Annotated in this window: 23 protein-coding genes; 15 read left to right on the forward strand and 8 right to left on the reverse strand. The window is 59.1% G+C overall.

Features of this window, described 5'->3' with window-relative positions; genetic code table 11:
* Positions 1-5: 5 nt before the first annotated feature.
* From AC1MEE_RS11310 to AC1MEE_RS11330, 5 genes are all read right to left on the reverse strand, one after another.
* Positions 6-716, reverse strand: coding sequence for an ABC transporter permease (locus tag AC1MEE_RS11310; RefSeq protein ID WP_480415414.1), 711 nt, complete (start codon positions 714-716; stop codon positions 6-8).
* 69 nt (positions 717-785) lie between these two features.
* Entirely contained in the window at positions 786-1568 is a 783-nt protein-coding gene (locus AC1MEE_RS11315) for a transporter substrate-binding domain-containing protein (RefSeq protein WP_480415415.1), read from the reverse strand.
* 87 nt (positions 1569-1655) lie between these two features.
* The gene (locus tag AC1MEE_RS11320; protein WP_480415416.1) at positions 1656-3662 is read right to left on the reverse strand and encodes an aminotransferase class I/II-fold pyridoxal phosphate-dependent enzyme; all 2007 of its coding nucleotides are present in this window, start codon (positions 3660-3662) and stop codon (positions 1656-1658) included.
* 152 nt (positions 3663-3814) lie between these two features.
* Positions 3815-4732 (reverse strand): site-specific integrase, encoded by a 918-nt coding sequence (locus tag AC1MEE_RS11325; RefSeq protein WP_480415417.1) that lies wholly within the window; start codon positions 4730-4732, stop codon positions 3815-3817.
* Positions 4733-4823: 91 nt separating this feature from the next.
* Positions 4824-5429, reverse strand: coding sequence for an NADPH-dependent F420 reductase (locus AC1MEE_RS11330; RefSeq protein ID WP_480415419.1), 606 nt, complete (start codon positions 5427-5429; stop codon positions 4824-4826).
* A gap of 249 nt (positions 5430-5678) precedes the next feature.
* Between AC1MEE_RS11330 and AC1MEE_RS11335 the strand changes: the two genes are divergently transcribed.
* The 9 genes from AC1MEE_RS11335 to AC1MEE_RS11375 all read left to right on the forward strand — a co-directional run bounded on the left by AC1MEE_RS11335 (position 5679) and on the right by AC1MEE_RS11375 (position 11837).
* Positions 5679-6236: a tetratricopeptide repeat protein gene (locus AC1MEE_RS11335; RefSeq protein WP_480415420.1), complete on the forward strand. Its 558-nt coding sequence runs from the start codon at positions 5679-5681 to the stop codon at positions 6234-6236.
* Between the two features lie 68 nt (positions 6237-6304).
* Positions 6305-6832, forward strand: a complete 528-nt coding sequence (locus AC1MEE_RS11340) for an RNA polymerase sigma factor (protein ID WP_480416207.1) — start codon at positions 6305-6307, stop codon at positions 6830-6832.
* Positions 6829-7614, forward strand: coding sequence for an anti-sigma factor family protein (locus AC1MEE_RS11345; protein ID WP_480415422.1), 786 nt, complete (start codon positions 6829-6831; stop codon positions 7612-7614). The genes AC1MEE_RS11340 and AC1MEE_RS11345 overlap by 4 nt, the downstream gene beginning before the upstream one ends.
* 129 nt (positions 7615-7743) lie before the next feature.
* Positions 7744-7881 carry a copper resistance protein CopC gene (locus AC1MEE_RS11350; protein WP_480415423.1) on the forward strand — a complete coding sequence of 46 codons (138 nt, stop codon included), beginning with the start codon at positions 7744-7746 and terminating at the stop codon, positions 7879-7881.
* A gap of 4 nt (positions 7882-7885) precedes the next feature.
* Positions 7886-8761 carry a copper homeostasis membrane protein CopD gene (gene copD / locus AC1MEE_RS11355; protein ID WP_480415424.1) on the forward strand — a complete coding sequence of 292 codons (876 nt, stop codon included), beginning with the start codon at positions 7886-7888 and terminating at the stop codon, positions 8759-8761.
* An 89-nt stretch (positions 8762-8850) separates the two neighbouring features.
* On the forward strand, positions 8851-9486 hold the full coding sequence (locus AC1MEE_RS11360; RefSeq protein WP_480415425.1) for a DNA-3-methyladenine glycosylase family protein: 636 nt from the start codon (positions 8851-8853) through the stop codon (positions 9484-9486).
* A 97-nt stretch (positions 9487-9583) separates the two neighbouring features.
* Positions 9584-10669 carry a bifunctional DNA-binding transcriptional regulator/O6-methylguanine-DNA methyltransferase Ada gene (gene ada, locus AC1MEE_RS11365; protein WP_480415426.1) on the forward strand — a complete coding sequence of 362 codons (1086 nt, stop codon included), beginning with the start codon at positions 9584-9586 and terminating at the stop codon, positions 10667-10669.
* 245 nt (positions 10670-10914) lie between these two features.
* On the forward strand, positions 10915-11370 hold the full coding sequence (parS, locus tag AC1MEE_RS11370) for a type II RES/Xre toxin-antitoxin system antitoxin (protein ID WP_480416208.1): 456 nt from the start codon (positions 10915-10917) through the stop codon (positions 11368-11370).
* Complete coding sequence (locus AC1MEE_RS11375; protein WP_480415427.1) at positions 11370-11837, forward strand: RES family NAD+ phosphorylase; 468 nt, start codon at positions 11370-11372, stop codon at positions 11835-11837. Before parS ends, AC1MEE_RS11375 begins: the two co-directional genes overlap by 1 nt.
* 10 nt (positions 11838-11847) lie before the next feature.
* Here the strand turns inward: AC1MEE_RS11375 and AC1MEE_RS11380 are convergent, their stop codons facing one another.
* From AC1MEE_RS11380 to acuR, 3 genes are all read right to left on the reverse strand, one after another.
* Entirely contained in the window at positions 11848-12441 is a 594-nt protein-coding gene (locus AC1MEE_RS11380; protein ID WP_480415429.1) for a CGNR zinc finger domain-containing protein, read from the reverse strand.
* Positions 12442-12516: 75 nt separating this feature from the next.
* The gene (acuI, locus tag AC1MEE_RS11385) at positions 12517-13500 is read right to left on the reverse strand and encodes an acrylyl-CoA reductase (NADPH) (RefSeq protein ID WP_480415431.1); all 984 of its coding nucleotides are present in this window, start codon (positions 13498-13500) and stop codon (positions 12517-12519) included.
* 45 nt (positions 13501-13545) lie between these two features.
* Positions 13546-14181 (reverse strand): acrylate utilization transcriptional regulator AcuR, encoded by a 636-nt coding sequence (gene acuR / locus AC1MEE_RS11390; RefSeq protein WP_480415432.1) that lies wholly within the window; start codon positions 14179-14181, stop codon positions 13546-13548.
* A 174-nt stretch (positions 14182-14355) separates the two neighbouring features.
* On the opposite strand from acuR, the gene AC1MEE_RS11395 reads away from it, so the two are divergent.
* The 6 genes from AC1MEE_RS11395 to AC1MEE_RS11420 all read left to right on the forward strand — a co-directional run bounded on the left by AC1MEE_RS11395 (position 14356) and on the right by AC1MEE_RS11420 (position 20310).
* Entirely contained in the window at positions 14356-15246 is an 891-nt protein-coding gene (locus AC1MEE_RS11395) for an alpha/beta fold hydrolase (protein ID WP_480415433.1), read from the forward strand.
* A 135-nt stretch (positions 15247-15381) separates the two neighbouring features.
* Positions 15382-16458 (forward strand): NAD(P)H-dependent flavin oxidoreductase, encoded by a 1077-nt coding sequence (locus AC1MEE_RS11400; protein WP_480415434.1) that lies wholly within the window; start codon positions 15382-15384, stop codon positions 16456-16458.
* A gap of 240 nt (positions 16459-16698) precedes the next feature.
* Positions 16699-17403 (forward strand): molybdate ABC transporter substrate-binding protein, encoded by a 705-nt coding sequence (gene modA, locus AC1MEE_RS11405; protein WP_480416209.1) that lies wholly within the window; start codon positions 16699-16701, stop codon positions 17401-17403.
* Complete coding sequence (gene modB / locus AC1MEE_RS11410) at positions 17404-18084, forward strand: molybdate ABC transporter permease subunit (protein ID WP_480415435.1); 681 nt, start codon at positions 17404-17406, stop codon at positions 18082-18084.
* A 4-nt stretch (positions 18085-18088) separates the two neighbouring features.
* A complete protein-coding gene (gene modC, locus AC1MEE_RS11415) occupies positions 18089-19186 on the forward strand; it encodes a molybdenum ABC transporter ATP-binding protein (RefSeq protein WP_480415437.1) in 1098 nt (365 codons plus the stop codon).
* Between the two features lie 74 nt (positions 19187-19260).
* Entirely contained in the window at positions 19261-20310 is a 1050-nt protein-coding gene (locus AC1MEE_RS11420) for a DNA topoisomerase IB (RefSeq protein WP_480415439.1), read from the forward strand.
* Positions 20311-20442: the final 132 nt, after the last annotated feature.

The following is a 20442-nucleotide window of genomic DNA, read 5'->3' on the forward strand; positions in this document are numbered from 1 at the left end:
TTCACTCAGGCCAGGGGCATCCAGCGACGGATGCGCCGTTCAAGCCGCCCCGACAGGTAGTTGGAGAGCAGCGTCACCAGGTAATAAAGCGCGGCTGCCGACAGGTAAAACAGCAGGTACTGACGCGTGGAACCGGCCGCCTGTTTTGCCGTGTACAGCAGCTCGTTGGTGCCGACCACGCTGATCAGTGCGCTGTCCTTGATCAGGTTGATCCACAGATTGGCCATGCCCGCCAACGCGAACGGCGCCATCATCGGCAGCGTCACCCGACGAAACAACCCGCTGCCGGAGAGGCCAAAGGCGCGGGCGGCCTCGATCTGCCCGTGAGGAATCGCCAGTATCGCAGCGCGGAAAATCTCCGACGCATAAGCGCCCTGAACCATGCCCAACACCACGATCGCGACCAGTTCACCGTTGATATTCATCGGCGCAAACCCAGCCCAGTCCAGCGCGACGTTGAGCCCCATGGAACCCACGTAATACAACAGCAGGATCATCAACAGCTCGGGCACCGCCCGAAACAACGTGGTGTACACCCGCATCGCCGCCACCAACGGTCCGGAACCGCTGAGTTTGCCGCAGGCGACCAAGAGCCCGATCACAATCCCGACCACAAAAGCGCCGGCTGATATCTGCAGGGTCATCCATAGCCCCTGTAGCAACGCGCGGCCCCAGCCCTGCGAGCCGAGGCCGATCAAATCAACTGCCGATGTCATACACGCTCTCCGATGACCGCCCTTTGCAGGGCGGTGATTGATGCCTCTGAAATCAACGTCCGCTGGCGCTTACAAATGCGGTTTGACGCTGATATCGAAGTACTTACCGGAGATCTTGCTGTAATCCGGGCTGGCCAGTAACGCGGTAATCGCGGTATCCAGACGTGCCTTGAGCGCGCCGTCATCCGGACGCAGCCCCGCACCCACACCATCACCGAAGATCGGATCCGGCGGCACGATACCCAGATTGGCCAAGCCTTTAGCGTCAGGCGATTTGACGAAATCCGAGACTGCGGTGCCATCAGCCATGATCAGGTCGATACGGCCTGCCACCAGGTCGGCGTTGGCCGAGTCCTGAGTGTCGTAATAGCGGATGTCGGCGATACCCGTATATTTTTGCTTCATGTAATTGGCGCTGACCGTGGAGATCTGCACCCCCACCACTTTGCCCTTCAAGCCCTCAGGGCTGACCATCACATTGGTGCCTTTGGGCCCGGCGATGGCCACTGGCGTGTCGTAGTAAGGCACGCTGAACGCGATCTCTTTCTTGCGCTCATCGGTGATCGACATAGAGGCGAAGATCACATCGATTTTTTTCGCCTTCAGTGACGGAATGATCCCGTCCCAAGCGACGTCGTCGATGACACAATCAGCCTTCATCTCTGTGCAGAGCTTATGGATCAAATCGATTTCAAAACCCTGCCACGTACCGTCCGGCTGCTTCACCGCGAACGGTGGATAGGGTTCGGCTGCCACACCGAAGTGAAGGGTTTGTGCCTGGGCCATGCTGGTACCGGCCAGCAGTAACAACGTTGCGCTACCCAGCCATTTTGCGAGTTTTCGATTGCTCATACCGATCCCCATTTGGTTGTCATCGTTTTTTGTTGTTGTTTTTGAAAGACCCGTGGTCGTCGTGACCCATTTGTATCGAGGCGTGTATTAACGGGTGTATTGCGCGTTGACGAACTGCCGGCAGCGCTCGCTGTCCGGATGAACGAATACATCGTTGGGGCTGCCGGTTTCCTCGATCAACCCCTGGTGAAGGAATGCCACCTGTGAAGACACATCGCGCGCGAAGGCCATTTCATGGGTGACCAGAATCATCGTGCGACCTTCTTCGGCCAGCGACCGGATGACCTTGAGCACTTCGCCGACCAGCTCGGGGTCCAGCGCCGAGGTTGGTTCATCGAACAGCATGACTTTGGGGCGCATGGCCAATGCCCGGGCAATCGCTACCCGCTGCTGCTGGCCGCCGGATAAAAAGGCCGGGTATTCGTGGCGCTTCCCGGCGAGGCCGACCCGATCGAGCAAGGCTTCGGCGCGTTCAATCGCCTCGGCGCGGCTTTCGCGCAGCACCTGGATCGGCGCTTCGATAAGGTTTTCCAGGACTGTGCGGTGCGGCCACAAGTTGAAGTTCTGAAAGACCATGCCCAGGCTCGATCGAATCCGTATCAGCTGCTTGGCATCGACGACGTTGGGTTGATCATGACGGTCGCGGCCCAGATCGATGCACTCGCCATCGACACATACTCGCCCCTGATCAGGCACCTCCAGCATATTGATGCAGCGCAACAGCGTGCTCTTGCCCGAACCGCTGGCGCCAATCAACGAAATCACATCGCCTTCGCGTGCTGTCAGGGATACGCCCTTGAGCACCTTCACGTCGCCGAAGCACTTATGCACCCCTTCGACCTCGATCATGTTCTTCATGGCCCGCGCTTCGACCTTGATCGGACCTGCGACTGCAGCCAAGGGGGCAGGACGTGGCGTTTCTCCGCGCAATTTCCGGACGAAATCCTTGATCCGCAGGCAGGCCTCGGCCAGACGTTCTTCGCCGAGGGTGAACGACAGCCTGACAAAGCCCTGGGCCGGCTCGCCGAACGCCGCCGCGTCGAGCACCGACACCTTGGCCTCGCGAAACAGACGCCAGGCAAAATCCAGCGAGCTGAGGCCGGTGGCCCGTACATCGACCAGCACGAACATGCCGGCCTCGGGTTTGAGTACGTTTATGCCTGGGCAATCGCTCAAGCCATCCACCACCAGATCCCGCCGACGCCGATAGATTTCGCGCATGCCCTCGGTCACTTCGTCGTGGGCCAACACCGCGGCAAGGGCCGCTTCCATGACGAAACCGGGCAAGCCATACAACATGCTCAACAACAGGGTTTCCGCGTGGCCGACCAGCGCCGGTTCAGCGATGATCCAGCCGATGCGCCACCCTGTCATGGCGTGGGATTTGGACAGGCTGCCAATGATCACGCAGCGACTTTCCATGCCCGGCAAGCTCGCCAGGCTGACATGTTCGTGCTCGTAGCAGAGGCTTTCATAGACCTCGTCCACCACCACCCAAAGGTCGTGAGCAATCGCCAGGTCGGCAATCGCCTGCAGCTCTTGGGCGTTGAGCATCACGCCGGTGGGATTGTTCGGGTTGGACAGAAAGATGGCGCGGGTGCGCGGTGTAATGGCCGCTGCCAAACGCTCGATATCCGGACGAAACCCGCCATCGGCCTCACAGCTCACGCGCACCAGGGTGGCGCCCGATGCTTTGAGCGTCGCTTCGTAGGTCACGTACATCGGGTCCAGCACGATCACTTCATCGCCCGCCTGCAACAGACACAGCGAGGTTACGAACAGAGCGTTCTGCGCACCGGCCATGGTGATCACATTCTCGGCCTGCACTGGCCGACCCAAACGGGCGGCGTACCGCGCGGCAATGGCTTGACGCAACGAAGGTCGACCGGCGATATCGGTGTAATGGGTGTCACCAGCCCTTAATGCTTCGACTGCCGCATCAGTAATGAACTCAGGCGTCGGAAAGTCCGGGTCGCCGACGCTCAGAATGATCACATCCTCGCCATCACGCTGCGCGTCGAAGGCAGCATGGTGAATATCCCAGGCGGCAACGCCATGTCCGGAAATTCGTTCAACGAAAGGGGAAAAGCGCATGCCGGAGCCTCTCATGATGAATAAAAGCGGCCGCCACGAAACTGCGGCGAGATTCGGAGAAGCCAACATAAGCGAAACTGAACACTCGCTCAATAGGGATTTTCACTGCACGCGAAATTTATTTATCGAGGGGTGCTTGGGCGGCACGGCTGTCAGAGATCAAACCGGTCAATCGCCCGACGCCGCTCATTGTCGTCGCGCATGTCATAGCTTGCGGTCGTGGAGATGTTGCTGTGGTGTGCGAGTTTTTGCGCAATGGACAAATCGTGCTCTTCGATCACCCGCGTGATGAATGAACGACGAAAGTCATGGGGCATGATGTCCATGCCGATCTGCCGACCGCGCTGCTTGGCGATAAAGTAGATCGCATGTTTGGTGATTCGCTCGCGGGTGATATGGCTGCCCCGGCGGATGCGATTGAACAGGAAGGCATCGTCATCATGGCCTTCGGGCAAGCAGGAACGGCGCAGTTCCAACCAGTCCTTGAGCACGGTAAAAACCCACGCTGGCGCATATTTGATCAGTTGTTTGTTGCCTTTGCCCGTGACCTGCAAGCTGCGCTCGGCGAAATCGATCTGCGCCAGGTCGAGGTTCACCGACTCGGACTTGCGCATCCCGGACCCATACAGGATCGCGATGATCGCCGCATCGCGTCGCCCTTGAGGCCGAGGGTCTGCGGCACAGACGTCCATCAGCTCGCGAATCAGCGTTCGTCGAATGTTTTTACCCTTGAGCAGCCGCGTCCCGGCAATCGGCTTGACCGAGCGCATCTTCAGCAACTGCTCGTGACTGATCAGGCTTTGCCGCCAGGCTTCATTGGTCACGCCGCGTATGGCATTGACGTACAGCGACGAGGTGTTGGGCGCGTAACCGTCTTCGCGAAGCGTTGCGACCAGCGCGATGACATGGCCAGGCTGCAGTTGATGCCAAGGCACCTCGTGGATATCCATCTCGACGAAACCCAGACGATCCGCGGCGTCCTGCAGCACGTATTTCATCGTCAACTGGCTCGACGGCGCCAGCCGCGCCAGATAAAGCGCCAACGGATTCTGAACCTCGCGCAGCGACATGGACAACCTGTCCTCGAGTGATTTAAAAAAGCCACTCTACACCACAACGTCAGCTGCTAACCAATTGAAGAAAAAGACAATTTTATCGAGACTATCGATCATTGGCCTTCAATAATTCGGTACCGCTGAAGATCCCACCCAGTTGCATCAGTCGACCGCCTTTGCCAAGCGCACCGAGATCCATGGGGGCCAGCCCTATGGCTTTGATCAACTCGGTGACCAATGCCTTGGCTCCAGCATCGTCACCGGCCAGGAACGCCACGCGCTTGTAACCGTCGGGCACCCCCGTGAAAAAACCACCGATGGGCAAGGTATTGAACGCCTTGATCACCTTGGCGTCGGGCGCGAGACGGGCGACGATTTCGCTGCCGCTGTCCTCTCCCAGGTCGGCGATTCTAAAGTCCGGGAAGTAGTTGAGAAAGGTATTGGTGACATCGATCAGGATGCGTCCTTCCCACTTCGGCAACACCGGTAATACTTCAGCCACTTTGATCCAGGGAATCGCCAGTACGACGAGCGGACAAGCGGCGGCCTGATCCAACGTGCCCGCCTTCGCCTTGGGCCCCAGCTTGCGGATCAGTGCCGTCAGGCTCCCAGGGCCACGACGGTTACTGAGCAACACCTCATGCCCGGCTTGAATGAATGCCGCGGCCAGCGTTTCACCAACGGTCGCAGCTCCGAGAATCCCGATGTTCATAGATCTACCTCACTGCCATGCAAAGGAGTGTGCAAAGGACTGATGGACCGCTCTGGCCCTGGCGAAAAAATTATAGTCGTGGAATCGATGTTCGTTTGCGAAACTCCCGGGGCGCAACACAATGGCGTGACTGATCCAACGTTATGGCCGGACGAAAAAACTCCACGTCCAATGAATAAGTTCACCCTCACAGGTGTTATCTGATTGCCACTGCCTTTTTCCCGTGCCTCTTTCTCAGGAGCAACGCTGATGAATATCCGCAACGCCACAAACCCTGTTCGCCATCATTCAGTATGGTTTCTTGCCGGTTGTCTGGCGGCCGCATTGTTGAGCGGTCAGGCACTGGCTTCGGGCGGCGGCGGCGGCGCGCCGACCAAACCGAACTGCCCCAAAGGCCAGGTCTTTGACAAAAAAACCAAGGGCTGTGTCAGCCAGCAAAGCAGCCTGACGCCCGACGCCGACCGTACTGACTACGCTTACCGCCTGGCCAAGGCCGGTCGCTATGACGAGGCGCTGGCACTGCTCGACACACTCAAGGAGCCGAATACCGCCAAGGCCCTCAACTATCGCGGTTATGCCACACGCAAGTTGGGGCGCACCGACGAAGGCATCAGCTATTACCTGAAGTCCGTGGCGCTGGACCCCAACTACGCACAAGTACGCGAATACCTGGGCGAAGCCTATGTCATCAAGGGACAGCTCGACCTCGCCCGGGAACAGCTGGCAACGATCAAAACGCTGTGCAGCACGACCTGCGAGGAATATCGTGATTTGGCCCACGCGATCGATCATTCCTCACGGACGTGACCGGTAGCGGGCATTCCTGGCCCGGTTCAATCCGGGCCATCACTGCCCCGGTCATTTCGGAGGCTGCCATAGCGAGCGATATCGACATCAGGACCGGGCTTGGCCAGCACCTCGCGCGCTTGTGGCGTTATGGTCTGGTGCTTTCCCGTCAGGGACATATAGCCGATGACCTGGTGCAGGCAACTTGTGTCCGGGCGCTGGAGCGTGCCGGGCAATTCGTGCCGGGCACCCGTCTCGATCGCTGGCTGCTGTCGATCATGCATTCGATCTGGCTCAACGAAGTTCGCTCTCAGCGCGTGCGTCAGGGTCAGGGCTTCGTCGATGCCGAAAGCACCTTGTCGTTCGACGGCGAGCATCAAGCGCAAAACCATGTGCTTGCCGGTCAAGTCATCAAGTGCGTCAACGCCCTGCCTGAAGCCCAGCGCGAGACGGTATTTCTGGCGTATGTCGAAGGACTTTCCTATCGCGAAGTGGCCGACATTCTCAACGTACCTATCGGTACGGTCATGAGTCGTCTGGCCGCCGCGCGCCTGAAACTGGCCGAGACCGCCCTACCCCGCGCCGCATCCAGCGCATCGACAGGAGACAGGCGATGAATGACCATAACCGGCAGCACGCGCCGTCCAATGAGATGTTGGTCGCCTACCTCGATGGACGGCTGGACGCCGACGAACGAACCCGTATCGAAGCCGCGATCCACACAGACGAGGCCGTTGCTGAACGCTTTGATTACCTGTGCCGTAGCGATTTGCCTTTCCAGAGCGCGTTTGACCGCGTGCTCGATCAGGCACCGACACAAAAACTGCAGGCGATGCTGGAGGCGTTGCCCTCTCCGGCTTCCCCTCAACGCCGGCCATTGAGTCGTCGCAGTTTTATCGCAGCAGCAGCCGGTTTCATGATTGCCGGCGTGATCGCTGACCGACTGTTTCTCGACTGGCGCACGCCGACCTCGACCCACGGCTGGCGCGCGCTGGTGGCCGAGTACATGGCGCTGTATACCCCGCAGACGCTGGACAATCTGACAAACGATCCCGCCTCACAGAGCGCACAGCTGGCGGCAGTGAACGCCAGACTCGGTTTATCCCTGGATTCGTCATTGGTAGCGTTGCCTCGTTCTGATTTCAAACGCGCGCAGATCCTGGAATACGACGGCGTGCCTATCGCAGAGATTATCTATCTCGATCCGACCCACGGCCCGCTGGCGCTGTGTATCACCCATTCCAGCGGCGGCGAAACAATGCCAGCCAGCGAGGAGCGGTTGGGCATGAATGTGGTGTTCTGGTCCGATTCGACCCATGCGTTCATGCTGATCGGGCATAACCCGCCCGATGAATTGGGAACGATGGCGCAGTTGATCCGGGCTCGGCTATCGACCTGACGCCATCGGCCGTGACCGTTAGCCGCAGCTCTTGAATGCCTGGCTCGCGTCTCCGGACTGGAGTCAGTCGCGGGTTTCTGGTCTATTAGCGGGCGTCGCTTAACGCCTCCCCTGAAAAAGGTATTTCGAATGTCTGCCCAGCGTTTCAAGAAAGCCTTGACCTCGTTCGCCCCACTCGCTGCCGGCCAATACAAAGTCGAATGGCATGCAGTCTCGGTCGATACCCACAAAAGCGATGGCGCGTACACCTTCAAGGTAAGCCCGTAACGCCATGCAGAGCGCACTGATCCTGTGCCGCTTCGTGCACTTTGCGGCGGTGCTGTTGCTGTTCGGGACCTGCCTGTTTCGGACCTGGTTATTCAGGCCCTTGCTGATCGACGCAGAAGCAGCGCCGCTGGATAAGAAGCTCACGTGGGTACTGCGCTCGCTGGTGCCATTGGCACTCGCCAGCGGCCTGCTCTGGCTCGTGTTGACCGCGGGTATCATGGCCGGCAGTTGGCAGGACGGCCTTGATCCGCAAACCCTCACGCTGGTGCTGGGCAATACATTTTTTGGCCAGGTCTGGAGTGCGCATCTGCTCCTGAACGGGCTGCTATTGGTGGGCCTCGTCTCCCAACGCTTATCGTCACCCAACCTGCGGCTGGCGCTTGCCACGTTGCTGCTGGCGACGCTGGCACCAGTCGGCCACGGCGCGATGTTCGACGGCCTCAGCGGCGAACTGATGATTCTCAATCAGTTGATCCACCTGTGCTGCATCGGCGCGTGGCTCGGAGGGCTGTTGTTGCTGTCATTGCTGCTGGTGCCGCCGTCTGTTGGCAACGCTCATCACCTGCTCCTGCGTTTTAGCGGCATCGGTTACGGTCTGGTGGCTGCGATCGTGATCACCGGCCTGATCAATGTCCGGGTATTGAGTGGTGCCGTATGGCCTGAACCTGCGTTTTCCGGGTTTGGTCTGATTCTGCTGATCAAGGTCTGCCTGGTGCTGTGCATGCTGCTGTTGGCCCTGCTCAATCGACTGCTGCTCAATGGCAACGGTGGCCGACTCAAGGTCCTGCGTACCAGCGTGGCGGTCGAATGCCTGTTCGGCATGGCGGCCGTTGCGGCGGTATCGTTATTGGGCACGTTGCCGCCAATGCCCATCGCTTGACGGCCATAAGCCGGGAATTCGACCGCAAGTTTCGGGGTGTTGCGCCTGTCGCCACCCTGTAGATTTCGGCGTTTTTACTGGAGGGACGTATGTCCGCTGCGGATCACCGCGAACGCCTGTACCGCGAAGCCGTTGAGTTTCTGTCTGCCGTGGACGACGACTGGGCGCGGCATATCAGCCTCGTCGGCCCGTGTCGGCTTGAACCCAAACCGACCCGCAACCCCTACGAAGCACTGGTGCGCGCCATCGCCTACCAGCAACTGCACGCACGCGCCGGGGATGCGATCCTTGGGCGGTTGATTGCACTGGCTCATGAACAGCCATTCCCGAGCGCCGAGCAACTCCTGGGGCTGGAAGTCGACGCGTTACGCGGTTGTGGTTTTTCCGCCAACAAGGTCGCCACCCTGCGCGGTATCGCCCAGGCCTGCCTCAACGGTGTGGTGCCTGATTACGCCAGCGCCTTGCACATGAGCGATGAAGCACTGATCGAACGCTTGACCTCGCTGCGTGGTGTTGGCCGCTGGACCGTAGAAATGTTGCTGATTTATACGCTGGAGCGAGGCGATATCCTGCCAGCGGACGACTTTGGCGTGCGTGAAGGTTATCGTCGTCTCAAGGGGCTGGAACTGCAGCCCACGCGCAAGCAGATGATTGAGATTGGACAAGACTGGAGCCCTTATCGCAGCGTGGCGGCCTGGTACCTGTGGCGAGTGCCTGGGCGCTGAGCGAGCATTGGCGAATTTGACCGCAAGCCTCGGGGTGCTACCCGCCGACGTGCGCGATAACCTTGTCAGCAATCGACTTCACGATGGGTACACACACATGAGCACGGCCAATCGACGTACATCACAACAGCACAGGCAGGTCACGGAAAACGATCCGCGTTGGGCCGCGGTGCTGGCGCGAGATGCGACAGCCGACAGCCAGTTCGTTTACGCGGTGAAAACCACCGGGGTGTACTGCCGGGCCAGCAGTCCGTCGCGCTTGCCACGCCCGGAGAATGTGGAGTTTTTCGCCAATGCCGCTGACGCCGAGGCTGCCGGTTATCGCCCGAGCAAACGCACCGCGGCGGATCAGAGCAGCGTCGCCGCACAGCACGCAGCGCTGGTGGCGCAGACCTGTCGGCGGATCGAACTGGCGGACAGCCTTCCCAGCCTCAACCAACTAGCAGATGACGCCGGTTTGAGTGCCTATCATTTTCACCGGGTATTCAAGGCGATCACTGGCCTGACGCCCAACGCCTACGCGCGGGCCCATCGTGCGCGGAAAATGCGCGAGCAGTTGACCCACGCGGGCTCAATCACCGATGCGCTCTACGGGGCAGGCTTCAACTCCAATAGCCGTTTTTACGAGGCGTCGGACACGCTGCTGGGTATGAAACCCAGCGACTACCGAGCAGGTGGCGTGAATACCGATATTCACTTCGCGGTCGGTGAATGCTCGCTGGGCTCGATTCTGGTGGCGCAAAGCACGCGTGGTGTTTGCGCCATTCTGTTGGGGGATGATCCGAACGCGCTGGTGCATGACCTGCAGGATAAGTTCGCTAACGCCAACTTGATTGGCGGCGATGCTGAGTTCGAGCAACTGATCGCCAAGGTCGTTGGTTTTATCGAGATGCCAGCCATCGGCCTTGATTTGCCACTGGATCTGCGCGGCACAGCGTTTCAGGAGCGGGTATGGAGAGCCCTGCGGGACATTCCAGTGGGCAGCACCGCCAGCTATGCCGAGATTGCCAAACGCATTGGTGCGCCGACCTCCTTTCGCGCGGTGGCTCAGGCTTGCGGGGCCAACTGGCTGGCGGTCGCGATCCCCTGTCATCGGGTAGTGCGCAGCGACGGCCATCTTTCGGGTTATCGCTGGGGGGTTGAACGCAAACGACAATTGCTTGAGCGTGAGGCAAATTCTTAGGGTCTGCCATTTATTGAGAGCGCACCCTGGCGCAATGGACGGTAACAACTTACGACTTGAAGCTTTGTTCATTTGGAGTAGCATCTTTTGACAAACATTTAATATCAAAAGATGACTTGGTGACCTTCATGTCAACCATCAGCCCAAAAGATGATGCCGACAATCCAGGCAAACGCGTGAAAAAAGTCGCCCCGGCGGGCACGGATCTGAAAACCGACGATGTTAAAGTCAAGGAAGCTAAAGTCATGGAAGCTGTGGCCACACGGTATTTACCCCTCAACGAATCGACACCCTCCTTTTGGCTCATTGCCAATGAGGTGCGCGGACGCTCCGAAGGCGAGCGTCTCAGCCGCATCGAGAGCGGTTTTCCGCCACACTGGATTCGGGCCACGCGCGAAGCGTTCAAGCTCAGCAATGACCGGCTAGAGGCACTGTTCAATGCCTCGATCTCGACCCTCGAACGCCGGCAAAAGCAACAACAACCGCTTGACTCCGTGGCCTCCGAGCGACTGGATCGAGTCGCCATGATCGCCACGCAAGCGGTCGACGTCTTCGAGTCACCTGAAAAAGCCAGCCGCTGGATGGTGACTGTCAACGCTGCGCTGGGGGATCAAACCCCCATTCATCTGTGCGAAACCGAAATCGGTGCCAAACAGGTCCGCCGCGTTTTGGCGGCCATGGAATATGGCGGGGTCGTTTAATGCAGGTGTGGAGAATCGCCAAGGCGCGATTCGCCACTGACTTGTCAGGCCAGGGTGCGGCACTGTTCGGCGGACGCTGGAATCATAGGGAGCATCGTGCGCTGTACTTCGGCATGACACCGGCCATCTGCGCATTGGAAACCTTCATCCATGCGACGGAAGTTCCCCGTTTCCCACTCAAACTCGTTCAATTGAGCCTGCCGGATGACCCCGCGTTGTATTGGGAACCGTCAATGGCGCAATTGCCTTATGGCTGGGATGCGAAACCCGCCGACACCCCAAGCATGGACTTCGGTACCAACTGGCTTGAGAAAGGCCGGCAATTGGGCTTGATCCTGCCTTCGTCGGTGCTGACCGTTGAACGCAACATCATGCTCAACCCAGAGCATGCTGCCGCCAGCCAGATCAAAATACTTGATGTGACCGACTTCTCTTACGACAGCCGGATGTTCACCCCGCGCTCTTGAGTCGACCGGCTCAGGCCTGCAATTTGCGTTTGCGAAACTCGGCGACTTTATTCCGGTTGCCGCACTGCGCCATGCTGCACCAACGGCGCTTGTGCGACTTGGTGCGGTCGTAGAACCACAACACGCACTCTGGATGCTCGCAGGTGCGAATCAGCGAAAAATCGCCGCTGACCAACAACGTGGCAGCACCTTCAGCCAGCCGCGCGAGAAACTGCTCAGCAGTCTGCTGTTTGCGTAAGCGCTCCAGGCGCAGCTCTGTCGGCGCGCTCCAGACCAGTTGCGGATGACTCACCGCTTTGCGCAAATAAGCATTCAGCGCTGCCGGGTTACCCTGCACCCCCGCTTTTCGCTGCTCCAGCAACTCACGAATGATTTCCCGCAGTTCGAGGGCGGCAGCCAATAAGGTGCCGTCGGCAAACACTGGAATCTGTCCGGCCTCAAACCATCCTGTGCGCACCAGCCAGCGCGCTACGCTGTCGTCGCTTTGCCAGAACTCGACCGACACACCGTCGATATTGGCTTTGGTGTTGAGCATGTCCAGCACCGGGTCATCGCCCAGGAGGACGGGCTCATCCGGCAATGCTTGAGGGGTGACGGTGGTCATGGCAGCTCCTTGAGTAGATCCGGCCATCGTAACCCCTGTAAACCCACTTGAACAGTTACCTATTAGACGGTCAACTCAACGATTGACGTCGACCACTACTCGGCCCCGGACTTTACCGGCAATCAGTTGCTGCGCGATGTCGACGACTTCACCGAGACCGATTTCCCGGCTGATCAGCGACAATACGGATAGGTCCAGGTCTGTCGCCAGACGCTCCCAGGCTTGTATCCGGTCAGCCCGTGGGCGGGTGACGCTGTCGATGCCCGCCAGCGTGACGCCTCGCAGAATGAACGGCGCCACTGACCCTGGAAACTCCATGCCTTGGGCCAAACCGCAAGCGGCTACGGTGCCGCGATAACGCATGCCGGCGCAGACGTTGGCCAAGGTGTGACTGCCTACTGAATCGATGGCCGCAGCCCAGCGCTCTTTGGTCAATGGTCGACCCGGCTCGGACAACGTGGCGCGGTCAATGATTTCGGCGGCACCCAACTGCTCAAGGTAAGCGCTTTCGGCAACGCGTCCGGTGGAGGCCACGACCCGATAACCCAGTTTCGCCAGAATAGCGATGGCGAAACTGCCGACGCCGCCATTGGCGCCCGTCACCAACACATCGCCCTTGTCCGGACGTAAACCGTGTTCTTCCAGCGCGATGACAGCCAGCATCGCGGTATACCCAGCTGTGCCAATGGCCATGGCCTGCGCCGGGGTGAATGCCTTGGGTAACGGGATCAACCATTTGCCTTCCAGTCGGGTTTTTTCTGCCAGACCACCCCAATGCCCTTCGCCCACACCCCAGCCGTTAAGCAGCACCTGATCGCCGACTTTGAACTCGGCATTGCTGCTCTGCTCCACCGTCCCGACCAGGTCGATGCCCGGCACCATCGGAAACTTGCGCACCACCGGCCCGGCGCCAGTGATTGCCAGGCCATCCTTGTAATTCAGCGTGCTGTAGGACACGCGTACCGTGACGTCGCCCGGAGGCAGTTGTTCTTCGCTGATTTCGGTCAGGTTCGCCCGATAACCAGCGTCGTCTTTCTCGATCAAAATGCCCTTGAACATGGTTGCCTCCGATATAGACCGATCGTCTAGAAATGAATCAAAAAATCATTGCGGCAAACCGCGAAGAAAACCGGCAATGAAGGTATTCAACGGAATATCACTTTGAACCAGCCGCGCGCGCAGTACCGCGCCCTCCCAGCCAATCCAGAAAAACGCTGCCAACTCTGCACAATCGGCATCAGCAGAAAGTTCGCTGGCGGCTTGGGCAGCCTTCAGACACAGCGTCAGTCGACCCTGCCAATCCAGAAAAATGCCTTCAAGAATCTCCCGAAACCCTTCCGGCAAAACACTGACTTCCTGGCCCATGTTGCCGACCATACAACCGCGCCGGTAACCGTACCGGGCCATGCCGGTTTTGGCGTCCTGGGCGAAACCGGCCAAACGCTCCAGTGGCGACATCGATTCATCCAATAGCCAGCGATCCAGCTTGCGGGCAAAGAAGGTGGCGTAGTTGTCGAGTACGGCCCGGCCAAACGCCTCCTTGCTCTCGAAGTAGTGATAGAACGAGCCCTTGGGCACGCCGACACGCTTGAGGATGCCGTCAATCCCGGTCGCCATGAAGCCCTGCTCGGTCAGCACCTCGGTGCCACAACGAATCAGCGCTTCGCGGGTTTCGAAATTTTCCCGATCGACTTTGGGTGGTCGGCCTGGCCGGCGTGGTTTTGCAGAAAGTATCGTCATGGACTGAATATTAGACCGATCGTCTTTTAAGTCAATACGACTTCTGGTCAAGTCTCGCCGGGATCAAAATATGTAACCCCTAAAATAATAATTTACAGGTTACAACAATTGGCAGAAATTGATTTTGCGCTAACCACTAAAACACAACCTATCAGGTTACTCAGGAGCACTGCCATGACGACTTACCCCGCTCACGCCACGACCACCGTCCGCTATCAACATGTCGACGCCGACGGTGTGAACGTCTTCTACCGCGAAGCCGGTGAGCCGGACGCTCCGGTCATTCTGCTGCTTCATGGGTTCCCGAGTTCTTCGCACATGTATCGGGATCTGATCCCTCAATTGGCCACCCGCTACCGCGTCATCGCTCCTGACCTGCCTGGCTTTGGTTTTACCGAAGTGCCGGCCGAACGTGACTACCAGTACACCTTCGATAATCTGGCAAAAACGCTCGGCAGCTTTGTCGAAACACTGGGTTTGAACCGCTATGCACTGTATGTGTTCGACTACGGCGCGCCGGTGGGTTTGCGTCTGGCAGTCGCTCACCCGGAACGGGTCACGGCACTGATCTCGCAGAACGGCAACGCTTATCTGGAAGGTCTTGGAGATGCCTGGGAGCCGATCCGCAACTATTGGCAGGACCCGACTCCTGCCAATCGCGAAGTCATCCGTGATGCCGTACTCAACCTGGAGGGCGTGCGCTACCAGTACGTGCATGGCATCCCCCATCCCGAATTGATTGCGCCTGAGTCCTACACCCTTGACGTGTTGCTGATGCAGCGTCCGGGCAACGATGAAATCCAACTGGATCTGTTCCTCGACTACGCCAACAACCTCAAGCTCTATCCGGCGTTCCAGGCGTTTTTCAAACAGACTCAAGTTCCGGCGCTGGTCATTTGGGGCAAGCATGACCCGTTCTTCATTCCGCCTGGCGCGGAGGCTTACGCACGCGACAACACCAACGCCGTGGTGGAAATGCTCGACACCGGGCACTTTGCTTTGGAAACCCACGCGGACTACATTGCCCAGCGCATCGTTGAGGTGCTGGGCGACGCGATTGCCTGAAAACCATCAAGCTCCGCTGCCAGAAGGTGACGGAGCTTTTTCATAAACTGCGTTGCACCAGAATCCCGCCCTTGCGGGATTTTTGCTATGCCCGTCAAATAGACGCCTGCCCCCACCCCAGCACGGAGAAGACAAATGACCACTTGGCCTGACACTCGCATCCTTGATTTGTTCGGTGTGGAACTGCCCATCCTGCAAGCGCCCATGGCCGGATCGAGTGGCTCGGCGATGGCCATTGCCGTCGCCAATGCGGGCGGGCTGGCGTCCTTGCCCTGTGCAATGCTGAGCCTGGACCAGATCCGCGAAGAAGTGGCCTTGATTCGCCAAAACAGTCACGCGCCACTGAACCTGAATTTCTTTTGCCATCAGCCACCCGCAGCGGACCCAGCGCGGGAAGCCCGCTGGAAAAACACACTCAAGGACTATTACACCGAGTTGGGGGCTGATTTTGCGGCGCCAACGCCGGTGTCTGCGCGCGCGCCGTTCGATAACGCCACCTGCAATCTGGTCGAAGAGCTGAAACCCGAAGTCGTCAGCTTCCATTTCGGGTTGCCGGAGCAAGCGTTGCTGGATCGGGTCAAAGCCACGGGTGCCAAGATCATTTCATCCGCCACCACCGTTGACGAGGCCGTCTGGCTGGAGCAACACGGGTGTGACGCGATCATCGCCATGGGCAATGAAGCTGGCGGCCATCGCGGGATGTTCCTCAGTGAGAATCTCTACACCCAGGTCGGTACCATGGCGTTGGTACCGCAGGTGGTGGATGCCGTCAGCGTACCGGTGATTGCCGCGGGGGGGATTGGCGATGCTCGCGGGATTGTCGCGGCCTTCGCGTTGGGGGCGTCGGCAGTCCAACTGGGTACGGCCTACCTCTTCTGCCCCGAAGCCAAGGTGACTGCGCCCTACTACCGTGCTTTGCGAAGCGCCAAGGACAGCCAGACCGCGCTGACCAACATCTTCAGCGGTAGGCCAGCACGGGGCATCGTCAACCGGGTCATGCGTGAACTGGGACCAATCAGTGATGCTGCTCCGGCTTTCCCACTGGCTGGCGGCGCGTTGATTCCCTTGCGTGCCAAGTCCGAACCGCAGGGCAGCGGCGACTTCATGAGCCTCTGGGCCGGTCAGGCCGTCGGACTGGGGCATGAATTATCTGCCGGTGTTCTGACTCGACAGCTTGCCGCCCAAGCACTGGAAAAATTGTCCAGACACTGAAACATCGAAGGCTTTCTGTTGAACAATTGAGGCGCCGGCATAACGCTTTCACGCACTTTTCTTGAGGGCGCCGCTTCCCCGGGGTGATGAGCCGCTATATATTCCGGTATATAGCGCCTGGCCTGTATCCAATTGGCCACCCCTCATGACCTCTCCCCCGAAACTATGGAAGCCTTTATGCAAACGGGTCCACTTCGCGTCACTCTCAAATCCCTGGCTGTCGTGATTGCCACGCTGACCATGAGCGCGGCGTTCGCCGATGAAGTACAGGTCGCCGTTGCCGCCAACTTCACCGCGCCGATCCTGGCAATTGCCAAAGACTTCGAAAAGGACACCGGGCATAAGCTGGTCGCAGCTTACGGTGCCACGGGCCAGTTCTATACCCAGATTAAAAATGGCGCGCCATTCGACGTACTCCTCGCCGCCGATGACAGCACCCCGGCCAAGCTGGAAAAGGAAGGTGACGCCGTCCCAGGCTCGCGCTTCACCTACGCCGTGGGCACCTTGGCCCTGTGGTCGGCCAAAGAAGGTTACGTCGACGCTGACGGCAAAGTGCTCAAGGACAACCACTATCAACATCTGTCCATTGCCGATCCAAAAGCTGCACCTTACGGCCTGGCAGCGACCCAGGTGCTGGAAAAGCTCAAGCTGACTGAAGCGACCAAAGAAAAAATCGTCACCGGCCAAAACATTACCCAGGCGTATCAGTTCGTCTCCACCGGCAATGCTGAACTGGGCTTCGTTGCCCTGTCGCAGATCTATAAAGACGGCAAGGTCACCAGCGGTTCGGCGTGGATCGTGCCGGCCAACCTACATGGCCCGATCAAGCAAGATGCGGTCATCCTCAACAAAGGCAAGGACAATGCTGCCGCCAAGGCGCTGATGGCCTACCTGAAAGGGCCAAAAGCGGCCGCCGTGATCAAGTCTTTCGGTTATGAGCTTTAAATGCCGCTAAGCAGCGACGATCTGGCGGCCATCTGGCTGACGCTGGAACTCGCGTCCTTGACCACGGTCATCCTGCTGCTGATCGGCACGCCCATCGCGTTATGGCTGGCACGCACCCGCTCGTGGCTCAAGGGCCCGGTGGGTGCCGTGGTGGCCCTGCCTCTGGTGCTACCGCCAACGGTGATCGGTTTCTACCTGCTGCTGACCATGGGGCCTAACGGCTTTGTCGGGCAGCTCACCCAGAATCTCGGCCTTGGAACGCTGACTTTCAGCTTCCCCGGTCTGGTGATCGGCTCAGTGATCTACTCGATGCCCTTTGTCGTGCAGCCGCTGCAGAATGCGTTCGCCGCCATCGGCACGCGGCCGCTGGAGGTCGCGGCGACCCTGCGCGCCAATCCATGGGACACCTTCTTCAGCGTGGTGGTGCCGCTGGCCAAACCTGGTTTTATCACAGGCGCCATCCTCGGCTTTGCCCATACCGTGGGCGAGTTTGGCGTGGTGTTGATGATTGGCGGCAACATCCCGGGAAAAACCCGCGTGGTTTCCGTGCAGATCTACGACCACGTCGAGTCCATGGAATACCTGCAAGCGCATTGGCTGGCCGGGGCCATGTTGGTGTTTTCTTTCCTGGTTCTGCTGGCGCTGTACACCCGCGGCAAAACCAAAGCGGGCTGGAGTTGAGCCAATGACCTCGCAGTTCCCACAGATTCAGGTGCGCTTGCAAGTGGCCTACCCCAGCTTTGCCGTGGACGTCGACCTGGCATTGCCGGGACGTGGCGTCACGGCGCTGTATGGACACTCCGGCTCTGGCAAAACCACCTGCCTGCGTTGTATCGCCGGGCTGGAGAAGGCTCCTCAGGGTTTTATCCAGATCAATGGCGACGTTTGGCAGGACAGCAGCCGGGGCATTTTCCTCGCCCCGCATAAACGTGCAGTGGGTTACGTGTTCCAGGAGGCCAGCCTCTTTCCGCATCTGTCGGTACGGGGCAACCTGGAGTTCGGTTTGCGGCGCATTGCGAGCAATCAGCGCAAGGTGCAACTGGATCAAGCCACTGAATTGCTGGGCATCGATCATCTGCTCGATCGTCGCCCGGACAAGCTTTCTGGTGGCGAACGGCAACGCGTCGGCATCGCTCGCGCCCTGCTGACCAGCCCACGCCTGCTGTTGCTCGACGAGCCTCTGGCGGCGCTGGACGCCAAACGCAAAAGCGAAATCCTGCCGTACCTGGAACGTCTGCACGATGAGCTGGACATTCCAATGCTCTACGTCAGCCACTCCCAGGATGAAGTCGCACGTCTGGCCGACCATATTGTGCTGTTAAGCGAGGGTAAGGCCTTGGCGAGCGGTCCCATCGGAGAGACCCTAGCGCGGCTCGACTTGCCAATGGCCAGCGGCGACGACGCCGGCGTGGTGATCGAAGGCATCGTCAGTGCTTACGACGCCAATTACCAGTTGTTGACGTTGCATCTGCCTGGCAGCGATTTGAAAGTCCGCGTCGCGCATTCGCCCATGGAGATGGGCAAAACCTTGCGTTTCAAGGTGCAGGCAAGAGATGTAAGCCTGAACCTGCAACCCGACGGGCAAAGCAGCATCCTCAATCGCTTGCCGGTGACCGTCACCGATGAAATCGGCGCCGACAATGCCGCGCACGTTCTGGTACGCCTCGATGCAGCCGGCACACCGCTGCTGGCGCGCATTACCCGTTACTCGCGCGATCAGCTGCACCTATTTCGGGGCCAGCATCTGTGGGCGCAGATCAAGGCGGTGGCGGTGTTGGCCTAGGCCCTCGTGTCACGTTTGGCACGACTGCGCATTCCAGCGGTCAATGGTGATACCAGCTCGAAGGGTCACCTGTCATGCCCGACTCCACCGTCATCGCGCAACTGCCGTCGGACCTGCATTACGTCGACGACACTCAGGCCGGGTTCAGTCGAAAGACTCTTCGGGGCAAATTCGTCTATTTCGATACCGATGGCCAACGCATCCGCGATCAGGCAGAGATCAGTCGCATCAATGCGCTGGTGATCCCGCCGGCCTACACCGAGGTGTGGATCTGCGCTGACCGGCGCGGCCATCTGCAAGCGACGGGGCGCGATGCTCGCGGCCGCAAGCAATACCGCTATCACCCCCGCTGGCGCGAGATTCGCGACGAGAACAAATATTCACGCATGATCGAATTCGGCCTGGCGTTGCCCAAGGTCCGCAAGCAGTTGGAGGTGCAATTGGCAGCGCCCGGCATGGGCCGCGACAAGGTGATGGCAACCGTCATTTCCCTGCTCGATGCGACGCTGATCCGCATCGGCAACAGCCAATATGCCCGGGACAATCGGTCTTACGGCTTGACTACCTTTCGCAATAAACACGTGGAAATCAACGGCAGCGCGATCCTGTTCCAGTTTCGCGGCAAGAGTGGTGTCGAGCACCAGGTCAGCATCAGGGATCGGCGTCTGGCGCGTATTATCAAACGCTGCATGGAGCTGCCCGGACAAAACCTGTTTCAGTACCTCGATGACAACGGTGAACGCCACACCGTCAGTTCATCGGATATCAACGCCTATTTGAACAGCCTCACCGGTGCCGATTTCACTGCCAAGGATTATCGAACCTGGGCCGGCAGCGCGCTGGCGCTGAGCATTCTGCGCAAACTGCAGTGGGAACCTGAAGCCGATGCAAAAAATCACATTGTGAAGATGGTCAAGGAGGTCGCCCGCCAACTGGGCAACACCCCGGCGGTCTGCCGGCGCTGCTACATCCATCCGGCTGTGCTGGAAGGCTTTCTGCTGGGGGAACTGGCCCGGCTGCCCCGAACCCGTCAACGCAAGGGGCTTCGTCTGGAAGAAGTCGCCCTGGCGAACTTTCTGCAAACCCTGGCCGAAAAGACCGTGAACGTTGTCAGTAATCAGTGATTGAAGGACCGACGCGAGTGCAATGGGCTTGGTTGAAATAGCGCCAGGGACGTAACACGTGGCTATGGGTGGTTGGCTTTCCCCACGTAACGTCATAGATTCATCCGCATTTTCAGTACCTGACACATTTTC

The organism is Pseudomonas sp. ASL3, from assembly GCF_056680425.1.